The sequence below is a fragment of the Moritella viscosa genome, from assembly GCF_900120065.1.
Lineage (GTDB): Bacteria > Pseudomonadota > Gammaproteobacteria > Enterobacterales > Moritellaceae > Moritella > Moritella viscosa.
Genome location: NZ_FPLG01000008.1, coordinates 56,554 through 75,217, shown reverse-complemented (window position 1 = coordinate 75,217; position 18,664 = coordinate 56,554). Strand labels below are relative to the sequence as shown.

Annotated in this window: 20 protein-coding genes; 6 read left to right on the top strand and 14 right to left on the bottom strand. The window is 39.5% G+C overall.

The genetic code is table 11. The features are described 5' to 3' along the window. Positions 1 to 23: 23 nt before the first annotated feature. The 10 genes from dinB to BT797_RS01625 form a co-directional block, all read right to left on the bottom strand. Positions 24 to 1,076: a DNA polymerase IV gene (dinB, locus tag BT797_RS01670; RefSeq protein WP_045109057.1), complete on the bottom strand. Its 1,053-nt coding sequence runs from the start codon at positions 1,074 to 1,076 to the stop codon at positions 24 to 26. A gap of 260 nt (positions 1,077 to 1,336) precedes the next feature. Then, complete coding sequence (gene nqrM, locus BT797_RS01665) at positions 1,337 to 1,561, bottom strand: (Na+)-NQR maturation NqrM (RefSeq protein ID WP_045109056.1); 225 nt, start codon at positions 1,559 to 1,561, stop codon at positions 1,337 to 1,339. 8 nt (positions 1,562 to 1,569) lie between these two features. Further along, entirely contained in the window at positions 1,570 to 2,559 is a 990-nt protein-coding gene (locus tag BT797_RS01660) for an FAD:protein FMN transferase (protein WP_045109055.1), read from the bottom strand. A 45-nt stretch (positions 2,560 to 2,604) separates the two neighbouring features. After that, a complete protein-coding gene (nqrF, locus tag BT797_RS01655; protein WP_045109054.1) occupies positions 2,605 to 3,825 on the bottom strand; it encodes an NADH:ubiquinone reductase (Na(+)-transporting) subunit F in 1,221 nt (406 codons plus the stop codon). A 48-nt stretch (positions 3,826 to 3,873) separates the two neighbouring features. After that, positions 3,874 to 4,482, bottom strand: coding sequence for an NADH:ubiquinone reductase (Na(+)-transporting) subunit E (gene nqrE / locus BT797_RS01650; protein WP_045109053.1), 609 nt, complete (start codon positions 4,480 to 4,482; stop codon positions 3,874 to 3,876). Between the two features lie 3 nt (positions 4,483 to 4,485). Beyond that, positions 4,486 to 5,115 carry an NADH:ubiquinone reductase (Na(+)-transporting) subunit D gene (locus BT797_RS01645; protein WP_045109052.1) on the bottom strand — a complete coding sequence of 210 codons (630 nt, stop codon included), beginning with the start codon at positions 5,113 to 5,115 and terminating at the stop codon, positions 4,486 to 4,488. Beyond that, positions 5,108 to 5,881: a Na(+)-translocating NADH-quinone reductase subunit C gene (locus tag BT797_RS01640; protein WP_045109051.1), complete on the bottom strand. Its 774-nt coding sequence runs from the start codon at positions 5,879 to 5,881 to the stop codon at positions 5,108 to 5,110. Before BT797_RS01640 ends, BT797_RS01645 begins: the two co-directional genes overlap by 8 nt. Then, positions 5,874 to 7,082, bottom strand: coding sequence for an NADH:ubiquinone reductase (Na(+)-transporting) subunit B (locus tag BT797_RS01635; RefSeq protein WP_045109050.1), 1,209 nt, complete (start codon positions 7,080 to 7,082; stop codon positions 5,874 to 5,876). The genes BT797_RS01640 and BT797_RS01635 overlap by 8 nt, the downstream gene beginning before the upstream one ends. Positions 7,083 to 7,084: 2 nt before the next feature. Then, on the bottom strand, positions 7,085 to 8,425 hold the full coding sequence (locus BT797_RS01630) for a Na(+)-translocating NADH-quinone reductase subunit A (RefSeq protein WP_075470951.1): 1,341 nt from the start codon (positions 8,423 to 8,425) through the stop codon (positions 7,085 to 7,087). A 414-nt stretch (positions 8,426 to 8,839) separates the two neighbouring features. Then, the gene (locus BT797_RS01625; protein ID WP_045109048.1) at positions 8,840 to 9,151 is read right to left on the bottom strand and encodes a BolA family protein; all 312 of its coding nucleotides are present in this window, start codon (positions 9,149 to 9,151) and stop codon (positions 8,840 to 8,842) included. A 74-nt stretch (positions 9,152 to 9,225) separates the two neighbouring features. On the opposite strand from BT797_RS01625, the gene BT797_RS01620 reads away from it, so the two are divergent. Then, complete coding sequence (locus tag BT797_RS01620) at positions 9,226 to 10,353, top strand: methyltransferase (protein ID WP_045109047.1); 1,128 nt, start codon at positions 9,226 to 9,228, stop codon at positions 10,351 to 10,353. Position 10,354: 1 nt separating this feature from the next. Further along, positions 10,355 to 10,915: a YajG family lipoprotein gene (locus BT797_RS01615; protein ID WP_045109046.1), complete on the top strand. Its 561-nt coding sequence runs from the start codon at positions 10,355 to 10,357 to the stop codon at positions 10,913 to 10,915. A 135-nt stretch (positions 10,916 to 11,050) separates the two neighbouring features. Here the strand turns inward: BT797_RS01615 and BT797_RS01610 are convergent, their stop codons facing one another. Then, entirely contained in the window at positions 11,051 to 11,575 is a 525-nt protein-coding gene (locus tag BT797_RS01610; RefSeq protein WP_211705402.1) for a peptidylprolyl isomerase, read from the bottom strand. Positions 11,576 to 11,909: 334 nt separating this feature from the next. On the opposite strand from BT797_RS01610, the gene BT797_RS01605 reads away from it, so the two are divergent. Both BT797_RS01605 and BT797_RS01600 read left to right on the top strand, forming a co-directional pair. Then, on the top strand, positions 11,910 to 12,251 hold the full coding sequence (locus BT797_RS01605; RefSeq protein ID WP_045109044.1) for a hypothetical protein: 342 nt from the start codon (positions 11,910 to 11,912) through the stop codon (positions 12,249 to 12,251). 124 nt (positions 12,252 to 12,375) lie between these two features. Beyond that, positions 12,376 to 13,755 (top strand): AmpG family muropeptide MFS transporter, encoded by a 1,380-nt coding sequence (locus BT797_RS01600; protein WP_420271218.1) that lies wholly within the window; start codon positions 12,376 to 12,378, stop codon positions 13,753 to 13,755. 56 nt (positions 13,756 to 13,811) lie between these two features. Here BT797_RS01600 and BT797_RS01595 read toward each other — a convergent pair whose 3' ends face one another. Next, a complete protein-coding gene (locus tag BT797_RS01595; RefSeq protein ID WP_045109042.1) occupies positions 13,812 to 14,294 on the bottom strand; it encodes a YajQ family cyclic di-GMP-binding protein in 483 nt (160 codons plus the stop codon). 150 nt (positions 14,295 to 14,444) lie between these two features. On the opposite strand from BT797_RS01595, the gene BT797_RS01590 reads away from it, so the two are divergent. Together BT797_RS01590 and BT797_RS01585 are read left to right on the top strand one after the other, a co-directional pair. After that, positions 14,445 to 14,792 carry a VanZ family protein gene (locus BT797_RS01590; protein ID WP_075470947.1) on the top strand — a complete coding sequence of 116 codons (348 nt, stop codon included), beginning with the start codon at positions 14,445 to 14,447 and terminating at the stop codon, positions 14,790 to 14,792. Next, positions 14,785 to 15,684, top strand: coding sequence for a ketopantoate reductase family protein (locus BT797_RS01585; RefSeq protein ID WP_075470946.1), 900 nt, complete (start codon positions 14,785 to 14,787; stop codon positions 15,682 to 15,684). The genes BT797_RS01590 and BT797_RS01585 overlap by 8 nt, the downstream gene beginning before the upstream one ends. Positions 15,685 to 15,792: 108 nt before the next feature. Here the strand turns inward: BT797_RS01585 and thiI are convergent, their stop codons facing one another. Together thiI and BT797_RS01575 are read right to left on the bottom strand one after the other, a co-directional pair. After that, positions 15,793 to 17,247, bottom strand: coding sequence for a tRNA uracil 4-sulfurtransferase ThiI (thiI, locus tag BT797_RS01580; protein ID WP_045109039.1), 1,455 nt, complete (start codon positions 17,245 to 17,247; stop codon positions 15,793 to 15,795). A gap of 175 nt (positions 17,248 to 17,422) precedes the next feature. Continuing rightward, positions 17,423 to 18,652, bottom strand: a complete 1,230-nt coding sequence (locus BT797_RS01575; protein WP_045109038.1) for a DNA ligase — start codon at positions 18,650 to 18,652, stop codon at positions 17,423 to 17,425. Positions 18,653 to 18,664 lie beyond the last annotated feature (12 nt).

The window sequence follows — 18,664 nt, the reverse complement described above, 5'->3', positions numbered from 1 at the left end:
TATTATTTAAAATAAATATACGTTTAAAACAGCAAGTTATATTGCTCGCTATCATTATCACCAGCAAGACCAACATATAAACCAATTAAACGAATGCTACGTTGTTCTTGCTTTCTCAGTGCTTGTGAAAACAAGTCAGTAAATAGGTGTTCATCAAGCGTGGTAATACTTTGCTCTGCACTGGTCAGAGTAAAATCATTAAACTTAAGCTTAACCCCTTGCTTAGTGATCCGCATGTCAGGAGAAGCTTTTTCTAGGCGTTGCAGCAAGGTTTGATATAGTTGAGGAAATAACACCATGCACTGTTCTAGCGTGACAATATCTTCAGGTAAAGTTATCTCAACGCCCACTGATTTACGATGTCGTTCATTGCAAACAGGGCGATTATCAATCCCCTGACAGCGTTCTAATAAACTATGACCTAACTTGCCAAAGCTATCAATAATATCCTCTGGTGGAAACTTAAGAACATCAGAACACGTATACAAACCGACGCGATTGAGCTTTTGCCAAGTGACTTTACCCACGCCAGGGATCTTATTTAGAGATAGGTCTGCCACAAAGGATTTTACTTGCGATGGCGAGATCACGAACAGTCCGTTAGGTTTATTGATATCTGATGCTACTTTTGCCAGAAATTTAACTGGTGCCACCCCAGCGGACGCAGTAAGCGCCAACTCACTTTCGATAGTTTGACGAATGTCTTCGGCAATTAACGTCGCACTGCCAGAAAATAATTTGCAATTAGAGACATCTAAATAGGCTTCATCTAGCGATAAAGGTTCGATCAAATCTGTATAGCGAGAAAATATTTCATGGAGCTGGGCTGAGACTTCTTTATATACCTGCATACGTGACGGTACTAATGTTAGATCGGGACAGAGCTGCATTGCTTTATAAGAAGACATCGCAGAGCGCACCCCATATTGGCGGGCGATATAATTACACGTTGCTATCACGCCACGACGATCACTCATACCACCAATCGCAATAGGAATATCTTTGTAAGCTGGATTATCACGTATTTCTACATTGGCGAAATATGCGTCCATATCTATATGAATTATTTTTTTCATGACCTTAACTAAATGTTAATCAGCATAAATATCACTGTATAAAAGACCAGTTAATTATAAATAAAATTAGGGCTGAGAACAAATAATTAAATCAGAAATAGCAGGTGATTAAGATGAAATAATTACATCAAATAATTGCGTCTTTAGGAGGGTATTAAACAAGAAAAGTAATGTTGATGCTTTAGAGATTTGAATCAAATGATTAGAAGAAAAAGCTATAAAGTACATATTGCACTTTATAGCTAGGTGCTTGGCATAAACTAGATGATACGATTTTCGTTTAACATCATTTGTTTAGCTTCTTCTTTTGCCATTTTAGCTTTACGCTTATCACATGGATCGGGGCAATCACACGCCTTCTCCATACCTAAGTTACTAATACCGCCACAGCTACCTGTGATCGATTTCTTTTGCACGATATAGCCAATCGACATACCAGCAATAACTAACGCAAACATAATAAATGTCGCAGCAAAATAAGCCATATTAGCCTCTACTTTAAATAAGGTTCGAACTGTTTGGTATACACTTCATTATAACCTGAATCTGACTTTGAGATCATCAATACAGCTAAACCTTGCTGTTTCGCAAACTCAAGACCATCTTTCTCACCCATCACCATTAACGCTGTGGCGAAGGCATCAGCTGTCATTGATGAAGTATGGATAACAGTCACAGAAACCAGCTTATGTTTAATTGGTTTACCGCTTGCAGGATCAATAGTGTGCGCAAAACGCTCACCATCAAGCTCGTAATAATTACGGTAATCACCCGATGTTGCAATTGCATTGTTCCCAACCGCAATCACTTCTTGCACACTTTGATTATCCGCTGTCGGCTTCTCAATCGCAACTTGCCAATCAATACCACGTGCATTAACACCATTAATACGCAGTTCACCGCCCACTTCAACTAAGTAGTTTTCAATCCCTAGTGAAGCAAAGTAATCCGCGATAACATCAACGCCATAACCCTTAGCAATCGAAGACAAATCAACATATAAGCCATCAATATCTTTGCTTAATGTGGTTTCTGTAGCAGATAAGTGCTCAATACCAATACGTTGTTTGACATCATTCAACTCTTGCTCTGATGGTATTTTTTCCGGTTTATTATCCGGCCCAAATCCCCACAGATTAACTAACGGACCAACAGTTACATCTAGTGCCCCATTAGTCAGAACATTTAAACGAAGAGCTTCTAGCACAACTATTGCCGTATCACGTGATACTTCAAAACCAGTAACCGCTACGCTTTGATTAAAGCGTGACAACTCTGAATTAGGACGATAAGTCGACATCTGATCGTTAACTAATTCTAAACGTTTATCAATCTCGACTTGAATATCTTGCTTATCTTGTTCAGACAGTGGGAAACCCACGACTTTCATGTGATAAGTTGTACCCATAGTAGGACCAGAAAAAAGTACTTCTTCTGTACTTTTTTGTTCACTACAACCAAGAATGAAAATGGCTAGCCCCATCAGAACTAGCCATCGATACATCGATTTGAATTGAATCAAAAACTATTAACCAAAATCATCAAGTAAGATGTTTTCATCTTCAACACCAAGATCTTTCAGCATACCGATAACAGCAGCATTCATCATTGGTGGACCACACATGTAGTACTCACAATCTTCTGGTGCTTCGTGATCTGCGAGATAATTCTCAAGGATCACGTTATGGATGAAGCCAGTGTAACCTTCCCAGTTATCTTCTGGTTGTGGATCACTTAATGCGACATGCCATTCAAAGTTTTCGTTTTCTTTAGCAAGCATATCGAAATCTTCAACATAGAACATTTCACGCTTAGAACGCGCACCATACCAGAATGAAACTTTACGATCTGTATTCAGACGGTTAAGTTGATCAAAGATGTGTGAACGCATAGGCGCCATACCAGCACCACCACCAACAAATACCATTTCATTGTCAGTTTCTTTTGCAAAGAACTCACCAAATGGACCTGAGATAGTGACTTTGTCGCCTTCTTTTAGGCTCCAAATGTATGATGACATTTTACCTGCTGGTAAAGAAAGATTACGTGGCGGTGGCGTAGCGATACGCACGTTCAACATAATGATACCCGCTTCATCTGGGCAGTTAGCCATAGAATAAGCACGGATCGTTTCTTCATCAACTTTAGACTCGATGTCAAAGAAGCCAAAGTGCTTCCAGTCACCACGATATTCTTCAGGAATATCATAATCTGAATATTTAACATGGTGAGCAGGCGCTTCAATTTGGATATAACCACCGGCACGGAAAGGAACCACTTCGCCGTTTGGAATAGCCATTTTAAGCTCTTTAATGAATGTTGCTTTGTTATCGTTAGAAATAACTTCACATTCCCATTTCTTCACACCAAAAATTTCTTCAGGTAGTTCGATGTCCATGTCAACTTTTACGCTAACTTGACATGCTAAACGGTCGCCTTCACGAGCTTCACCTTTAGAGATATGATCAAGTTCAGTTGGAAGAATATCACCACCACCTGATTTAACTTTCACACGACATTGACCACATGTGCCACCACCGCCACAAGCTGATGATACAAAAATACCACTACCTGCAAGTGCTCCGAGTAATTTTCCACCCGCTCCAGCTACCACTGATTTTTCAGCGTCGCCGTTAATACTAATTGTAATATCACCTTCACTTACCAATTTAGACTTAGCAAACAGAATAACTGTTACTAGTGCTAAAACGATAATAGTGAACATGACTACGCCGAGAATGATTTCCATCGACTTATCCTTTGCTCTTGAAACATGCTGACCGAAGCCAGCTGTTTATTATAACTGAATACCAGAAAATGACATGAAACCTAGCGCCATAAGACCCGCTGTAATAAAGGTAATACCTAAACCACGTAGCCCATCTGGCACATCTGAATATTTCATTTTCTCACGAATACCGGCCATCGCAACGATAGCTAACATCCAACCTAGACCACTACCAAAACCATATACTACTGATTCTGTAAAGTTGTAGTCACGTTGTACCATGAAAGATACACCACCGAAAATTGCACAGTTTACTGTGATCAACGGTAGGAAAATACCCAGTGCGTTATATAGAGCTGGTAAGAACTTGTCTAACACCATCTCTAAGATTTGTACTAGCGCAGCAATAACACCAATGAACGTAATGAAACCTAAGAAGCTTAAATCAGCTTCTGGGAAACCAGCCCATGCAAGTGCACCTGGTGCAAGTACGCCACTATAGATAACTTGGTTAACAGGGATTGAAATGGTAAGTACAGCTGTTACTGCAACACCAAGACCGATCGCTGTTGTCACTTTCTTAGATACCGCAAGGAATGTACACATGCCTAAGAAGAATGATAATGCTAAGTTTTCAATGAAAATAGCACGTACGAATAAACTAATATAATGTTCCATCGTTTACCCCTTTGGCTCAACTTGCTCTGGTTTCCACGTACGTAGAGCCCAAATCAATAAACCAATGATGAAGAATGCACTTGGCGGAAGTAGTAATAGACCATTTGATTGGTACCAACCACCGTTTTGGATTAGTGGTAAGATTTCAATACCAAACCAAGTGCCTGAACCAAAGATTTCACGTACTGTCGCAACAGCAAGTAAGATTGCACCGTAACCTAAACCGTTACCGATACCGTCTAAGAAACTTGGAATTGGCTTGCTCTTCATTGCGTATGCTTCAGCACGACCCATTACAATACAGTTTGTAATGATCAGACCAACGAATACCGAAAGCTCTTTTGATAACTGGAACGCTACCGCTTTAAGTACCTGGTCAACAACGATTACAAGTGATGCAATGATAGCCATTTGCACAATAATACGCACACTGTTAGGAATAACATTACGTACTAATGAGATAAAGAAACTTGAGAAGGCAGTTACTAGCATTACCGCGATTGTCATTACAAACGCTGTTTCCATCTTAGTTGTTACAGCCAGAGCAGAACAAACACCTAGGATTTGTAATGCAATAGGGTTGTTAGTAACAATAGGGGAAGTAACTACTTCTCTTAAGTCAGACTTAGCCATTGTTTAAGCCTCCGTTTTGCAATTTCTTCAAGAAAGGACCAAAACCGCTGTCACCAATCCAGAACTGGAATGTATTTTCAACACCTTGGCTAGTTAGCGTCGCGCCAGATAGACCATCAATACCTGAAGGAGTCTTATCTTGACCGCCACCTTTCACGATACGGATTGCAACATCACCATTCGCATCGAATAGTTGTTTGCCTTTCCATTTAGCTGTCCACAGTGGGTTTAACACTTCACCACCTAGACCCGGAGTTTCACCTTGGTCATAGTACTGAATGCGTTTCACTGTTTTGCCATCTTTGTCGATTGCAACGAATGCATACATCGTTGACCATAGGCCACGACCGTATACAGGCAGAACGTAAGATTCAACGTTACCTTGTGCATCTTTTACAAGATAAACATCAGCAACATTTGAACGACGTTTGATACCAGCAACATCTTTACCTGTTAGGTCGGTACTTTTCGTTAGATCTTTTACGTTTTTAAGTTGATCAAATGTCGCTGCATTTTCTTCAACATACTCACCCGTACTTAAATCAACAAATTTAGCTTCAACAAATTTAGCGTAAATTTCGCCAACGTTCGCATTTGCTTCTAACTTGCCAGCAACAGAAAGTAGGTTAGTTTGCTTATCCAATGCTTTGTTAGCATTTTGAGCATCACGTAAGCCTACAGCTGCACCAGATACGATGATTGAACATACTAAACACAGCGCCGCAACGACGGTGATAGTTTTCAGTGGAGTTTCTTTACTAGCCATTGCGTGCAAGTCTCCGTTTAATGTTAGCTTGAACAACAAAGTGATCAAATAGAGGTGCGAATAAGTTAGCAAATAAGATTGCTAGCATCATACCTTCTGGGAATGCAGGATTAACTACACGAATCAGTACAACCATTAAGCCGATAAGGATACCGTAAGCCCATTTACCGTTATCAGTAAATGATGCTGATACAGGATCAGTCGCCATGAACATCATACCGAATGCGAAACCACCCAGTACTAAATGCCAGTAGAATGGTACTTCGAACATTGGATTAGTGTCAGAACCAATCATGTTGAATAGTAAGCTTGTCGCTACCATACCAATCATTACACCAGCAACAATTCTCCACGATGCGATACGAGCAAACAATAAAACACCGCCGCCTAATAGGATTAGTAATGTAGATACTTCACCCGTAGAACCTTGCATGTTACCAATGAATGCATCCGCCCAAGTTAGTGAACTTGTTAGACCGTCAAGACCGCCAGCAGCTGCAGAGCTTAGCGCTGTAGCACCAGAGAAACCATCAACAGCAGTCCAAACAGCATCACCTGAAATGTCAGATGGGTATGCGAAGAATAAGAACGCACGACCTGCTAATGCAGGATTTAAGAAGTTCTTACCTGTACCACCGAATACTTCTTTCGCGATTACAACACCGAAAGTAATACCGATAGCCGCTTGCCATAATGGAATGTTAGCAGGCAGGATAAGTGCAAATAGAATAGATGTTACGAAGAAACCTTCATTTACTTCATGCTTACGCACTGCTGCAAATAAAACTTCCCAGAAACCGCCCACTATAAACACTGTCGCGTAAATAGGGAGGAAATATACTGCACCGTACACCATGTTTGCAAAGATGCCAGCACCCTCACCCATAGTAACGCCAAGCGCACTAAGTAGTGCAACGTGCCAATCGTCAAATGCAATACCAGCACCTGTTGCGATAGCCGTATTTGCTTGAGCACCAATGTTATACATACCCCAGAAAATCATTGGGAAAGTACACATCCACACCATAATCATGATACGTTTTAAATCAATGTTATCACGTACGTGTGTTTTACCTTTTGTCACAAAACCAGGTGTAAATAGGCCTGTTGCAATTGCTTCATACAGGGCAAACCACTTCTCGTGTTTACCACCTGGTTCGAAGTGATGTTCAATCTCTTCGATATAATTCTTAAGACCCATGCTTAACCTTCCTTCTCAATTGTCGTTAGACAATTACGTAGAATTGGACCAAAGTCGTACTTACCAGGGCAAGAGAAAGTACATAACGCTAAATCTTCTTCGTCTAATTCAAGACAACCTAACGTAACCGCTTCATCAGTATCACCTGTTACTAGTGAACGCAGTAACATCGTTGGTAAGATATCTAATGGCATAACACGCTCATAGTTACCAATTGGCATCATTGCACGATCACTACCGCCAGTGGTTGTAGTAAAGTTGAATTGACGTGCACGATTGAATGCAGAAGTAAATACGTTAGCGACAGAGAATTTGTCACTACCAGGTTTCATGTACCCGATGAACTCTTTCTCACGGCCTTCAGCTAATACACTGATTTGGCTGTGGTAGCGGCCAAGATAAGCATGTACACCTTCAGACTTAACACCAGATAATACAGAACCAGAAATAACGCGGTTTTCACCAGCATTAAGTTCACTTGCAGTTAATTCTGTAATTGATGCGCCTAAACGAGTGGTAATCAAACGTGGTTTTTTCACAGCAGGGCCTGCGAGTGAAATAACACGATCTGTATGTAATTCACCAGTAGTGAATAATTTACCAAAAGCGATAACATCTTGATAGCCAATAGACCAAACAGTACGGTTTGTACCAGCTGATTCTAATAAATGGATATGTGTACCAGCAAGACCAGCAGGATGAGGACCAGCAAATGCTTGCTCTTCAACATTTGATGCTGCTGATTTAGGTAATGTACCTTCCGCTTTACAAACGTAAACTTTACCGCTTGTTAAAAGTGAAATAACATTTAAACCATCAACAAATGCATCGCTGTTTTGATTGATAATTAATGCAGCATCTGCAGCTAATGGATTAGTATCCATAGCTGTAACGAAAATTGCTGATGCATTACTATCAATTGCAGGAACACGGCTAAATGGACGAGTGCGTAATGCAGTCCATAAACCTGAGTCTACAAGATTGTTAACCACTACATCGCGGTCAAGATTAGCAATCTCAGTTGATTTGAACTGAGCGAATTTCTCACTCTCATCACCGTCAACGTCAATCACTACCGATTGTAAGACCCGCTTAGCGCCACGGTTAACTTCAGCAATTGTTCCTGCAGCGAAGGCTGTATATTTTACGCCAGGTGTCTTTTTGTCTTCAAAAAGAACCTGACCTTTCTTAACACGATCACCAACTTTAATACTCATTGTTGGGCGCATTCCAATATACTCTTCACCTAGAACAGCAACTCGTTTGATAGCTGGGCCATCATGAATCACTTGCTCAGGTTTACCTGCGATAGGTAGATCCAGTCCTTTTTTTATCGTAATCATACTCACATGCACTACTTTTTTTAGGAAGATAAAGAACACTTTTATCAACAAAAAACGGCACGCCTAAAACAACCCACAAGTAGGTACTCATAAGGCGGTACATCTTAGTTAACAAAAAATTTTGGCTTATTCTAGCACTAATTTAATATTATTGCTCGCACTTCATCATGTAACGAGTACTTATAAAGCAAATTTATTAAAACGTAAAAAAATCATAAATAAACAATTAAAAACAAAAGCTTAAGATGTATGAAAATATATAAATCAGTTAATAAAGTAAAAAAAAATATTTTATTAAACTCATTTTAATCATATTTAATGATAGATCGATTAATTGAAAAAACAGCCTCGAGAATTAACATTAACTCACAGTCTGTAACATATAATTAATCATTTATTTAAATTTACGTATAATTAACCTAAACAATCTGGAGACTCAGGAATTTTTTGATCTTGATCATTTTTTTTAGCCCATTGTTCAGGGGTATAAGCATGAATTGATAATGCGTGAATACCTGCTTCAAATTGAGTCACCAACGCAGTGTTAACCATGCGATGACGCGCAATCAACATTTTCCCTTCAAATTCCGTCGCAACGATCACTACCGAAAAATGGATTTCGGTACCCGGTGGCACATTGTGTTTATGACTATCGCAAGCCACATCTAAATGCTGAATATCAAAGCTCGCCAATAACTGCTGTTTAATATCGTTACCTAATGACATTTAAAAACCTCTTCTTTATATATTTAGTAAAATAACAGTGTAAAATACACGATCAACCTTAACTGGATCATATTATGAACACTGAACTATCTCTTGAAAGTATCGAATTATCTTTGTACCGCTACCCTAAACGTAGCGTTGAGCAACTGCAAGCTTGGGACTCTGCTGATGAGTATATTCTTAATACTGTTGCAGATTTAACGCTCGCTGAACAATCTTCAATACTTATCTTCAATGATAGTTTTGGTGCATTAACCTGTGCGAATAATCAACATAATGTCACGACAGTAAGTGATTCGTGGATCAGCCATGCGGCAATCGCGCAAAATCTAGATGAAAATGAGTTAAGCACAGAACAAATAAAAGTCCAAGACTGTCTTGCTGCGTTACCGAAAAATATTGATTTAGTATTAATTAAGATCCCACGCACATTATCTTTATTAGAGCATCAACTTGCAATGCTTAGCCATGTTGTTACCTCTAACACAAAGATCATTGCGGGTGCAAAAGCAAAAGATATTCATAATTCGACCTTAGCGTTATTTGAAAAGTACCTCGGCGAAACTAAAACATCATTAGCGAAGAAAAAATCACGTTTGATTTTCTCGACTATCACAGAAACGAAAGCATTAGAAATCCCAGCGCCAGTGACTTGGGATGTAACGAAAACAAATATCTCGCTATCTAATCATGCCAATGTGTTTTCACGTAACAATTTAGACATTGGTGGCAACTTCTTTATGCAGCATTTACCAAAAGGTGAATACCAGCATATTATCGATCTTGGCTGTGGTAACGGTATTATCGGTATTACTGCGGCACGCTTAAACCCACAAGCTAAAATCACCTTTGTGGATGAGTCATTTATGGCCATTTCATCAGCGAAAGAAAATGCAGCGGCTAATATCGCCAGTCACGAGCCTGACGTTGAATTTTTAGTGAATAACTGCCTTTACGATTACGAACCACACAGTGTTGACCTTGTACTATGCAACCCTCCATTCCACCAAGAAAAAGCCATTACCGATCATATTGCATGGCAAATGTTCAAAGATGCTCACCGTGCATTAGCTTGGGGTGGCGCACTTTATATTGTTGGTAATCGTCATCTTGATTACCATATCAAACTTGACCGCCTATTCGATAATCATGAAATTGTCGCATCAAATGCCAAGTTCGTTATTATTAAGGCGCAAAAATAATATGCTAAAGAAACTACTCTTAAATATCAGTCTATTACTACTAACCGCCTGTGCGAGTGCCCCTCAGCAAGTTAATATTACGGCTGAGCCAGCACCATTAACAACGCAATATCCAGGTACTTTGGTTTCGCTAACAAGTAAAGACATCCGTGATGCGAATTACTTAATTGCTATCCATAAAGTCGGAGAACCAGCACAATTACTTAATAACCAAAATTCACTGGTTAACCTTATAACGGCGAAACTACAACTGGGGTGGGAGCAACAGGGCCTAGTGTTCTCACCACAAGCTGACATCGCGATTAATCTTGAACTGCAAACCGCAAGAATTGATGTTCAGCAAGATAGCTTTGAGCATCAAGCTGAATCAAGTCTAATGCTGATCGTATCAATTGATAATGAAGGTCAAACACTAACGAAGCAATTTCGCAGTGCATCAACCTTAACAGGCGCATTTAGCCCGTCAATGAATGACTTAGAAACGAAGTTTTCTCAGCAATTATCGTCGCTATTGAACGATGTGTTTAATGATCAACAAATCAGTGATTATCTAACACGTTAATTGTACGAATTATTTAACTCGCTAATTATAGTGATCATACAATAGCAAAAGCCTCGCGAACGATGACTTATCACAAGTACCGGCGAGGCTTTATTTTTCTTACTGTAACCGATTAAAAATAATCGTTAAATTCGACTATTTCAACATAGTAATACTTTCAATAACAATGTTAGTTAATGGTACATCACTGTAATGCTTCTTTTTACCAGTTGGTTGTTTTGCCATCTTATCAACAACATCCATTCCTTTAATTACACGGCCAAACACAGCATAACCCGCTTGTGAAGCACTTGAACCCGAACGGTTTAAAAAGTTATTGTCTTTTAGATTGATGAAAAACTGCGACGTTGCTGAATTTGGATTATTAGTACGCGCTAATGACAGTGTCCCACGCTCGTTACTCAAGCCATTATTCGCTTCATTAATAATTGGTGCTTTCGTTGTCTGTTTTTCAAGGTTTTCATTAAAACCACCCGTTTGAGCCATAAATCCAGGGATCACGCGGTGAAAAATAATGCCACTGTAAAAATCTTTTTCAACATAACTGATAAAATTAGCCACAGACACGGGGGCTTGTTCTGGGTATAGTTCAATCGTAATCTCGCCAAGGTTAGTTTTGATTAAAGCTTTAGTTTCTGCCGCTATCGCGGTATTAAACATAAATGTTGAAGACAAAATTAAGAGTAATTTTGCAAAAAAGTGATTTATTCGCATGATATAGGTTCCATTCAGTTATAAAAATAAGCGTATGCTTCGCTACTATAGCAGATGTTTGATCTATAAAGGATCTTTCAACATCTTAGCCATTGACGAGCACGTTTATGACATGAATATTAATTTTTGTTATTTTTTTAAGTTCAACACTTAAAAAAATTAATCTTTTGAGATGTTTCACACTTTACTCATAAATCAGCATTAAGAATACGCTAATTAATGACAGCCAAACATTTTAGTCTAGGATTAAAATTAGATACTAACAAATGAGGAGATTTGCATGGAAGCGAAAAAGTTCATTGACGAGAAATCTGATGCTTTAGCTGAATACCTCGATTTTTTTCTAATGAGAAAGCTTAGTTATGCGCAATTAAACCATTTTCTCTGGGAAACGTTACGAGAATGGGATGATTTGGATATTTATGACGAGTCTACAAGTAGCTGCAAAGAACAGGTCTTTTGGTTCCTGTTATTTGAGCTAAAAAGCTGGTCAAGCCAACAGATTTTTTCCAACCGAATATTGCGCCAGCAATTACATACAGGTGCTTTATTTCTACAGGGTCAAGGGGTTAAACCATACAACTGTATTGGTATTAGACCTATTACGGAATATTTGGACTGATTTCGCCATTATTATTATAAAATATAACGGATTAAACCAAGCCCAGTAAGTGGTCGGGCTTATTTAATTCATAAAAATACGGTAGTATCAGCAAACACTTACGCTACTAGATGGATTGCTGACATTGCCTACTATTCTTCAAAACTTATCGATTTACCTTAATCCCCGAGTTCTGTTTATGGGATTATTTGGTTTCTCCTCTGGATTGCCCATTCTTTTGGTCTTTTCTACATTATCATTTTGGCTACGGGAAGCTGGAGTCGATCGTGCTAGTATCGGATTCTTTAGCTGGATAGCACTTACCTATGCCTTTAAATGGGCTTGGTCACCCTTGATTGATCAGATCCAGATACCTTGGCTGCACAATAAATTGGGACGACGTCGAAGTTGGCTATTATTCACACAAGTGGTAATCATTAGTATGCTGATGATCATGGCAACTCAAGATCCCCAACAAAGCGTAACCTTATTTATCATCGCATCGCTTGGTTTAGCGATTGCTTCCGCGACCCAAGATGTCGTTGTCGATGCCTTTCGAATTGAAAGTGCAGGTACTCGCTTACAAGGCGCCATGGCAGCAACCTATATGACAGGTTATCGCATTGCCATGATCGTTGCGGGCGCAGGGTCATTAGCCATTGCAGCATTCTATGATAACAGTGCAATTTATAATGCGGCAGCTTGGCAGTTCGCTTATGCTTGTATGGCGCTATTTATGTTATTTGGTATTGTTGCGACGTTACTTTCTAAAGAACCCATTGCAAAACATAAAATACATCACGTCCATAATATTAGCGACTTTCTTATGACAGGGATAGTAAAGCCGCTTACCGACCTATTCCAGCGATACGGTAAAACCTGCTTACTATTACTAGGCATTGTTATCACTTACCGTATCAGCGATATTGTCATGGGAATAATGGCCAATCCGTTTTATGTGGATATGGGTTATTCAAAAGCTGAAGTTGCTGCCATTTCAAAAGTATTTGGTGTGGTAATGACGCTCATAGGGGCTGGGTTAGGTGGACTGCTCGTCAGTAGCTTAGGTTTACTCTCAACCTTATTACTCGGTGGTGTACTTTCAGCCTTAACCAATATCCTATTTCATTGGATGGCAGGCAGCGCAGCCATTATACAGGTAATGACAGTACTTACTCTCATTGTTCCAGATGCATGGCTACAAACACAAGATCCCGCTCAGTTATTATTGACCCTGGTGATTAGTGCTGACAACCTCAGTGCTGGCATAGCAACCTGTGCTTTTGTGGTATTTTTATCACGACTAACTAATACCCAATTTACCGCAACTCAATATGCGCTATTCTCGTCAATCATGGTTTTACTGCCTAAGTTTATCGCAGGTTTCTCTGGGGTTGCTGTCGATACTTGGGATTACTCAGCCTTCTTTATTGGTACTGCAGTGTTAGGGATTATTCCAGTGGCCTTTATTATCGTATTAGTTTACATGCAAATAACCAAACGCTTTAAATGGATTGAATCTTAGGCATAAAAAAGCCCAGTGCGTATTAGCGGACTGGGCTTAACGTACTTGTACGCGTATTAGTCACGGAAGTTATCAAATTGGAACGGCTGACCTAGTTCAGCTGTTTTCACATGCTGCATAACAGCTTGTAAATCATCACGCTTTTTACCTACAACGCGTACTTTATCGCCTTGAATAGATACCTGTACTTTAAGCTTGCTGTCTTTAATTGATTTAACAACTTTCTTAGCAACTGCGCCTTCAACACCTTGTAAAAATTCAACATCTGCACTGCAGGTTTTACCCGAAAATTCAGTTTTACCAACACTCATCGCAGAGCTGTCTATATTACGCTTAACCAAAGCACCACGTAAAATATCAGCCATTTGGCGAAGTTGCATATCTTCATCTGTGCGCATTTTTACTTTTTCTTTAATCAGCTCAAAGCTTGCATCAACACCACGAAAATCAAAGCGTGTACTTAGTTCACGGTTTGCATTGTCAGTTGCGTTTTTAACTTCAACCATGTCAACTTCAGAAATAATATCAAATTGAGGCATCTTCATATCCTATCATTTATAATGATGTGATTATCTAATAGATGATACTTGTAATTCAACCATTAACTACAGAAGTAAGTCACTAGGTCGCATTAAGTAACGATTAACTGACTATAATTGCTATATATGCCCCTTTTTATTGAGATAAGTATGTCATTGGACAAATATAAACTCTGGTTTCGCTTACTCTTTGTTATTGTTATATTCATAATTTGCCAACTTGCTTTTGGCAAGCCTTCAACTGATATAGCGCAATTAGGCTACGACAAATTAAATCACTTAGTTGCCTTTGCTACATTAGCGTTACTTTTTGATTATAGTTTCCCAGATAGAACAATAACATTGTTCATGACATTACTTGGATTCGGTATTTTTATTGAATTTATTCAAGGTATGATACCTGGTCGCACAACAAGTCATTGGGATATCGTCGCCGATTTAACCGGTATCACCAGTTACTTAATCATTCAACCATTACGAGCAAAAATACATGGCTAATTGGAACATTCTCGGTGCAGGTGCTATCGGGCATTTCTTTGCAGAAAAATTATTAAAATCAGGCCAACACACCGCATTTATATTGCGTCCCGAAAGTGATGCACATATCCGTACATTTAACTTTGAAGATTTAAATGGCAGACATTCGAGTAACACTGTAATGGCGCAGCCTAACCTCACACCTAAATGTAACTTTTTACTCGTTACACTAAAAGCCCAACACGTGCTTTCAGCACTAAGCTTACTGCAACCACAAATCGATAAGCATTGCTGTATCGTATTGTTACACAATGGCATGGGCACGGCGGAACAAGCCGAAAAGCTATTCCCTCGAAACGCAATCATGGTTGGCACAACGTCCAATGGCGTATTGAAACTGTCAGACAACTATATTCGCCATACTGGTGCGGGTATCACTTGGCTAGGTCCATTTAATAATCAAGCCAAGCGCTATAAAGATATTGCCAGCCAATTATTTGCACTAGAAGAATTAACATGGTGCGAAGATATACGTGAGAAATTATGGCTTAAGTTAGTGATTAACTGTGCGATAAACCCATTAACAGCCATCCATCAATGCAAAAATGGTGAATTGGCAAGCCCAGCGTTATATCCGCATGTAGTAAAGGTGGTGCAAGAATTAGCACTCGTGTGTGAAAAAGCCCGATTACCTTGGTCTTATGCAGAGCTACAAGTACAAGTTGATAATGTCATTGAACGCACGGCTGAAAACTTTTCTTCAATGCATCAAGATCATCACTTTAACCGTCAATCCGAAATTGATTACATTACCGGATATGTTTTAAAAGTCGCGAATGCCTACAGTATCGAAGCTCCTGTGAATAAAGCCTTATACGATCAAATCAAGCTGCACGAAACTGAACTCGCTTAGTTACATCATTCAAAAATCACATCAGGATCAAAAAAGCCAGCAACTAATTGCTGGCTTTTACTCATTAGCTTGATAAGGACACAGCCTAACGATTAAGGGGAGTAAAAGTTAAGGACGGTAAACTTTAACGTTCGCATAACCTTTTTCAATCAAGTATAACGCTTGTAGTTTACTCATCACACCACGATCACAGTACAGTAAGTAAGTTTTATCTTGATCTAATTCGCCAAACTGGTTACCTAATTTGAAGAACGGCATGTGCTCAATAGCTAAACCGTCAACTTCAAGTGGTGAATCTTCCACTTCGTCAATACTACGAATATCTAAGATCACTTCGTTTGATGCAATTTCAGATACAGCTTCAACATCACTAACTTGCTCTTGTGCTTCTTCTGCAATTTGACGAATATCCATCACGTTTGCATCCATAACAACTTGGTCAATCAAGCTCATGTCGAATTTAGCTTCTTCAGCTTCAATCTTCTCTTTCACTGCTTTTACTGTTGGTTTATTCGAGATAACACCACAGTATTCAGGAATTGTTTCAGAAAATTCAGCAGTACCAATATGACGAGCAGTATCAATAATATCTTGCTTATCAGCAACAATTAACGGACGTAAGATCAATGTATCCGTTACTGAATCGATTAACGATAAGTTACGAATAGTTTGGCTTGATACTTGGCCAACGGCTTCACCGGTAACCAAAGCTTCAATACCTAAACGCTCAGCAATTTTAGACGCTGCACGCATCATCATACGCTTAAGTACCACACCCATTTGTGAGTTATCTACTTTTTCTAATATCTCAGCAACAACGGGATCGAACGGTACGCTAACAAATTTAACTTTGTGTGATGAACTGTATTTGTTCCACAAGAAGTATGAAATTTGTTTCACACCAATCTCATGTGCATCACCGCCTAAGTTGAAGAAACAGAAATGCGTTCGGCTACCACGTTTAATCGTTAAGTAACTTGATACCGCAGAGTCAAAACCACCTGACATTAATGACAGCACATCTTCTTGTCCTGCCATAGGGAAACCACCTAAGCCTTCATGGCGAGCAGTAACCAAATATAATTTATCATTTTCAACTTCAATTTTAATCGTTTCTTGTGGTTTTCTTAACTGTACACGAGTTGCTTCAGTGTGCTGGTTTAAGCCACCACCAACATAACGTTCTAAGTCAATCGACGTAAAGTCATGCTTACCGTTACGTTTAGCACGTACACAAAACGTTTTTCCAACTAAAATGTCTTTATAAACAGGTAATGCTTGCTGGAAAATATCATCAAGATCGGTGAAGGTTGACTCTTGAACTTCGAGTGAATGGGCAATCCCTGGGGTATTCTTTAATACTTCACGATAAAAATCGCGGTTTTTCTCACTGTCATCTGTCGTACGGACAACAATTTTATCCCATTCAAGGATCACACGAGCGTGTTCATCTTCACGGCGTAGAATATTACGTAAACTCGATTGCAGCATTTTACTAAAACGCTTGCGTACAGATTTACTTTTCATCATTACTTCTGGGAATATTTTTACAATAAATTTCATGGTTTTGCCTACATCATAGTTCAAACAAACAGGTGGCCCAGCATTTCATCGAGCCGGGTGTTTCGCTGATATATTCGATCAATTTCAATCAAAATAAAAACGGGCCCACCTTAAAAGCGAACCCGTTGCAGTTACTGGGCAGCAGTATACTCAAAATGCCTAAATATGCAAGATGCTAACGGCGGCTAACAACCCTTGTTAATTGCGGTATTGCATTACCCACTAATTCAATTTCAACTTGGCTACCGACCTCAATTTTGGCTTTCTGTAACCAAGGTAGTGATCGCCCAGAAACCTTCGTCACCTGTCGACCCGATAATGCCAGTGGTTGTAAATGAATTATAGGCGTAACACGACCACTTTTACCCATTTGATACGTAATATCAATAACATGGCTTAATCCTTTAGGTCCAGTAAATTTTAATGCCAGCGCCCATCGCGGAGCATGCTGAGTTTGACCATATTCATATTGCAGTGCATTCTCAGCTAATTTAATGACCACACCATCAAGCAATAACGTTTCAATGCTTTGGTAATGCGCAAGCCAATAATCTATGTCTTGCGGACTATCAATGACATGGCTCATCTTCGACATATCAGTAAATCCAAGCATGGCCAGCTTCGCTAACCCCATAAATTCATCGCGATAAGGTGAATCAATCCAACGCCAAGGTATAAAGCGCAAGCTCATGACATCTACTTGTGAAGGTGACAATTGACTGGCAATACCCGCGGTCATGTGTCGAGAAGATACATACTTACGTCGTTCCTGCCAATCTTGTTGACTAACATATAATTCGCCATGAATAACCAGTGTATGCGGATATGCAATAATGCTATCAACGGCATCACTGCGTAACATCAACGCCAGCAAGTCTTTACCTTGTCTACCGTTCCCTCTGCTCGATGCAGCAACTAAGATGCCTTTTTCATAAACTAACTCAACTGCCATACCATCAATTTTAGGTTGAATGAGTAACAGCTTGTCTTGATGACGTTGATAAAACGCGTCCATCAAAGCACGATCACGTACCGAATTTAAGCTCAGCATTTTTTGTCGGTGTGGATATTCTAAATACTTCTGCTTATTGTCATTTGCACCGACCTTGCTTAATGCAGGTGATAGGCAGTGAGATAGGAGCGCTAACTCATCAACTAATAAATCAAACTCTCCATCATGCAGTAATGGTTCTTGACCAGCGTAATAAATCTGGCGGTGTTTAATAATCTGTGTTTCTAAATAGCTAATGCGATGTTGATTAAGCACACTTGGACAACGAGAATACGCCTCAGCCTCCTCTATGGGCAACTTAATTTCAAGATCAGGAACAACATCAGCGGCAAACAGCTGCTGATAGCTTGATACGAATAACGAAATGAATAATGACGACGTTCGAGTAAACATCCAATTTCCAAA

What these genes read in the sequence shown, in the direction of transcription:
- dinB (WP_045109057.1), bottom strand. Translation starts at nt 1,076, where the DNA reads ATGAAAAAAATAATTCATATAGATATGGACGCATATTTCGCCAATGTA.
- nqrM (WP_045109056.1), bottom strand. Translation starts at nt 1,561, where the DNA reads ATGGCTTATTTTGCTGCGACATTTATTATGTTTGCGTTAGTTATTGCT.
- BT797_RS01660 (WP_045109055.1), bottom strand. Translation starts at nt 2,559, where the DNA reads ATGGGGCTAGCCATTTTCATTCTTGGTTGTAGTGAACAAAAAAGTACA.
- nqrF (WP_045109054.1), bottom strand. Translation starts at nt 3,825, where the DNA reads ATGGAAATCATTCTCGGCGTAGTCATGTTCACTATTATCGTTTTAGCA.
- nqrE (WP_045109053.1), bottom strand. Translation starts at nt 4,482, where the DNA reads ATGGAACATTATATTAGTTTATTCGTACGTGCTATTTTCATTGAAAAC.
- BT797_RS01645 (WP_045109052.1), bottom strand. Translation starts at nt 5,115, where the DNA reads ATGGCTAAGTCTGACTTAAGAGAAGTAGTTACTTCCCCTATTGTTACT.
- BT797_RS01640 (WP_045109051.1), bottom strand. Translation starts at nt 5,881, where the DNA reads ATGGCTAGTAAAGAAACTCCACTGAAAACTATCACCGTCGTTGCGGCG.
- BT797_RS01635 (WP_045109050.1), bottom strand. Translation starts at nt 7,082, where the DNA reads ATGGGTCTTAAGAATTATATCGAAGAGATTGAACATCACTTCGAACCA.
- BT797_RS01630 (WP_075470951.1), bottom strand. Translation starts at nt 8,425, where the DNA reads ATGATTACGATAAAAAAAGGACTGGATCTACCTATCGCAGGTAAACCT.
- BT797_RS01625 (WP_045109048.1), bottom strand. Translation starts at nt 9,151, where the DNA reads ATGTCATTAGGTAACGATATTAAACAGCAGTTATTGGCGAGCTTTGAT.
- BT797_RS01620 (WP_045109047.1), top strand. Translation starts at nt 9,226, where the DNA reads ATGAACACTGAACTATCTCTTGAAAGTATCGAATTATCTTTGTACCGC.
- BT797_RS01615 (WP_045109046.1), top strand. Translation starts at nt 10,355, where the DNA reads ATGCTAAAGAAACTACTCTTAAATATCAGTCTATTACTACTAACCGCC.
- BT797_RS01610 (WP_211705402.1), bottom strand. Translation starts at nt 11,575, where the DNA reads ATGTTTAATACCGCGATAGCGGCAGAAACTAAAGCTTTAATCAAAACT.
- BT797_RS01605 (WP_045109044.1), top strand. Translation starts at nt 11,910, where the DNA reads ATGGAAGCGAAAAAGTTCATTGACGAGAAATCTGATGCTTTAGCTGAA.
- BT797_RS01595 (WP_045109042.1), bottom strand. Translation starts at nt 14,294, where the DNA reads ATGCCTCAATTTGATATTATTTCTGAAGTTGACATGGTTGAAGTTAAA.
- BT797_RS01590 (WP_075470947.1), top strand. Translation starts at nt 14,445, where the DNA reads ATGTCATTGGACAAATATAAACTCTGGTTTCGCTTACTCTTTGTTATT.
- BT797_RS01585 (WP_075470946.1), top strand. Translation starts at nt 14,785, where the DNA reads ATGGCTAATTGGAACATTCTCGGTGCAGGTGCTATCGGGCATTTCTTT.
- thiI (WP_045109039.1), bottom strand. Translation starts at nt 17,247, where the DNA reads ATGAAATTTATTGTAAAAATATTCCCAGAAGTAATGATGAAAAGTAAA.
- BT797_RS01575 (WP_045109038.1), bottom strand. Translation starts at nt 18,652, where the DNA reads ATGTTTACTCGAACGTCGTCATTATTCATTTCGTTATTCGTATCAAGC.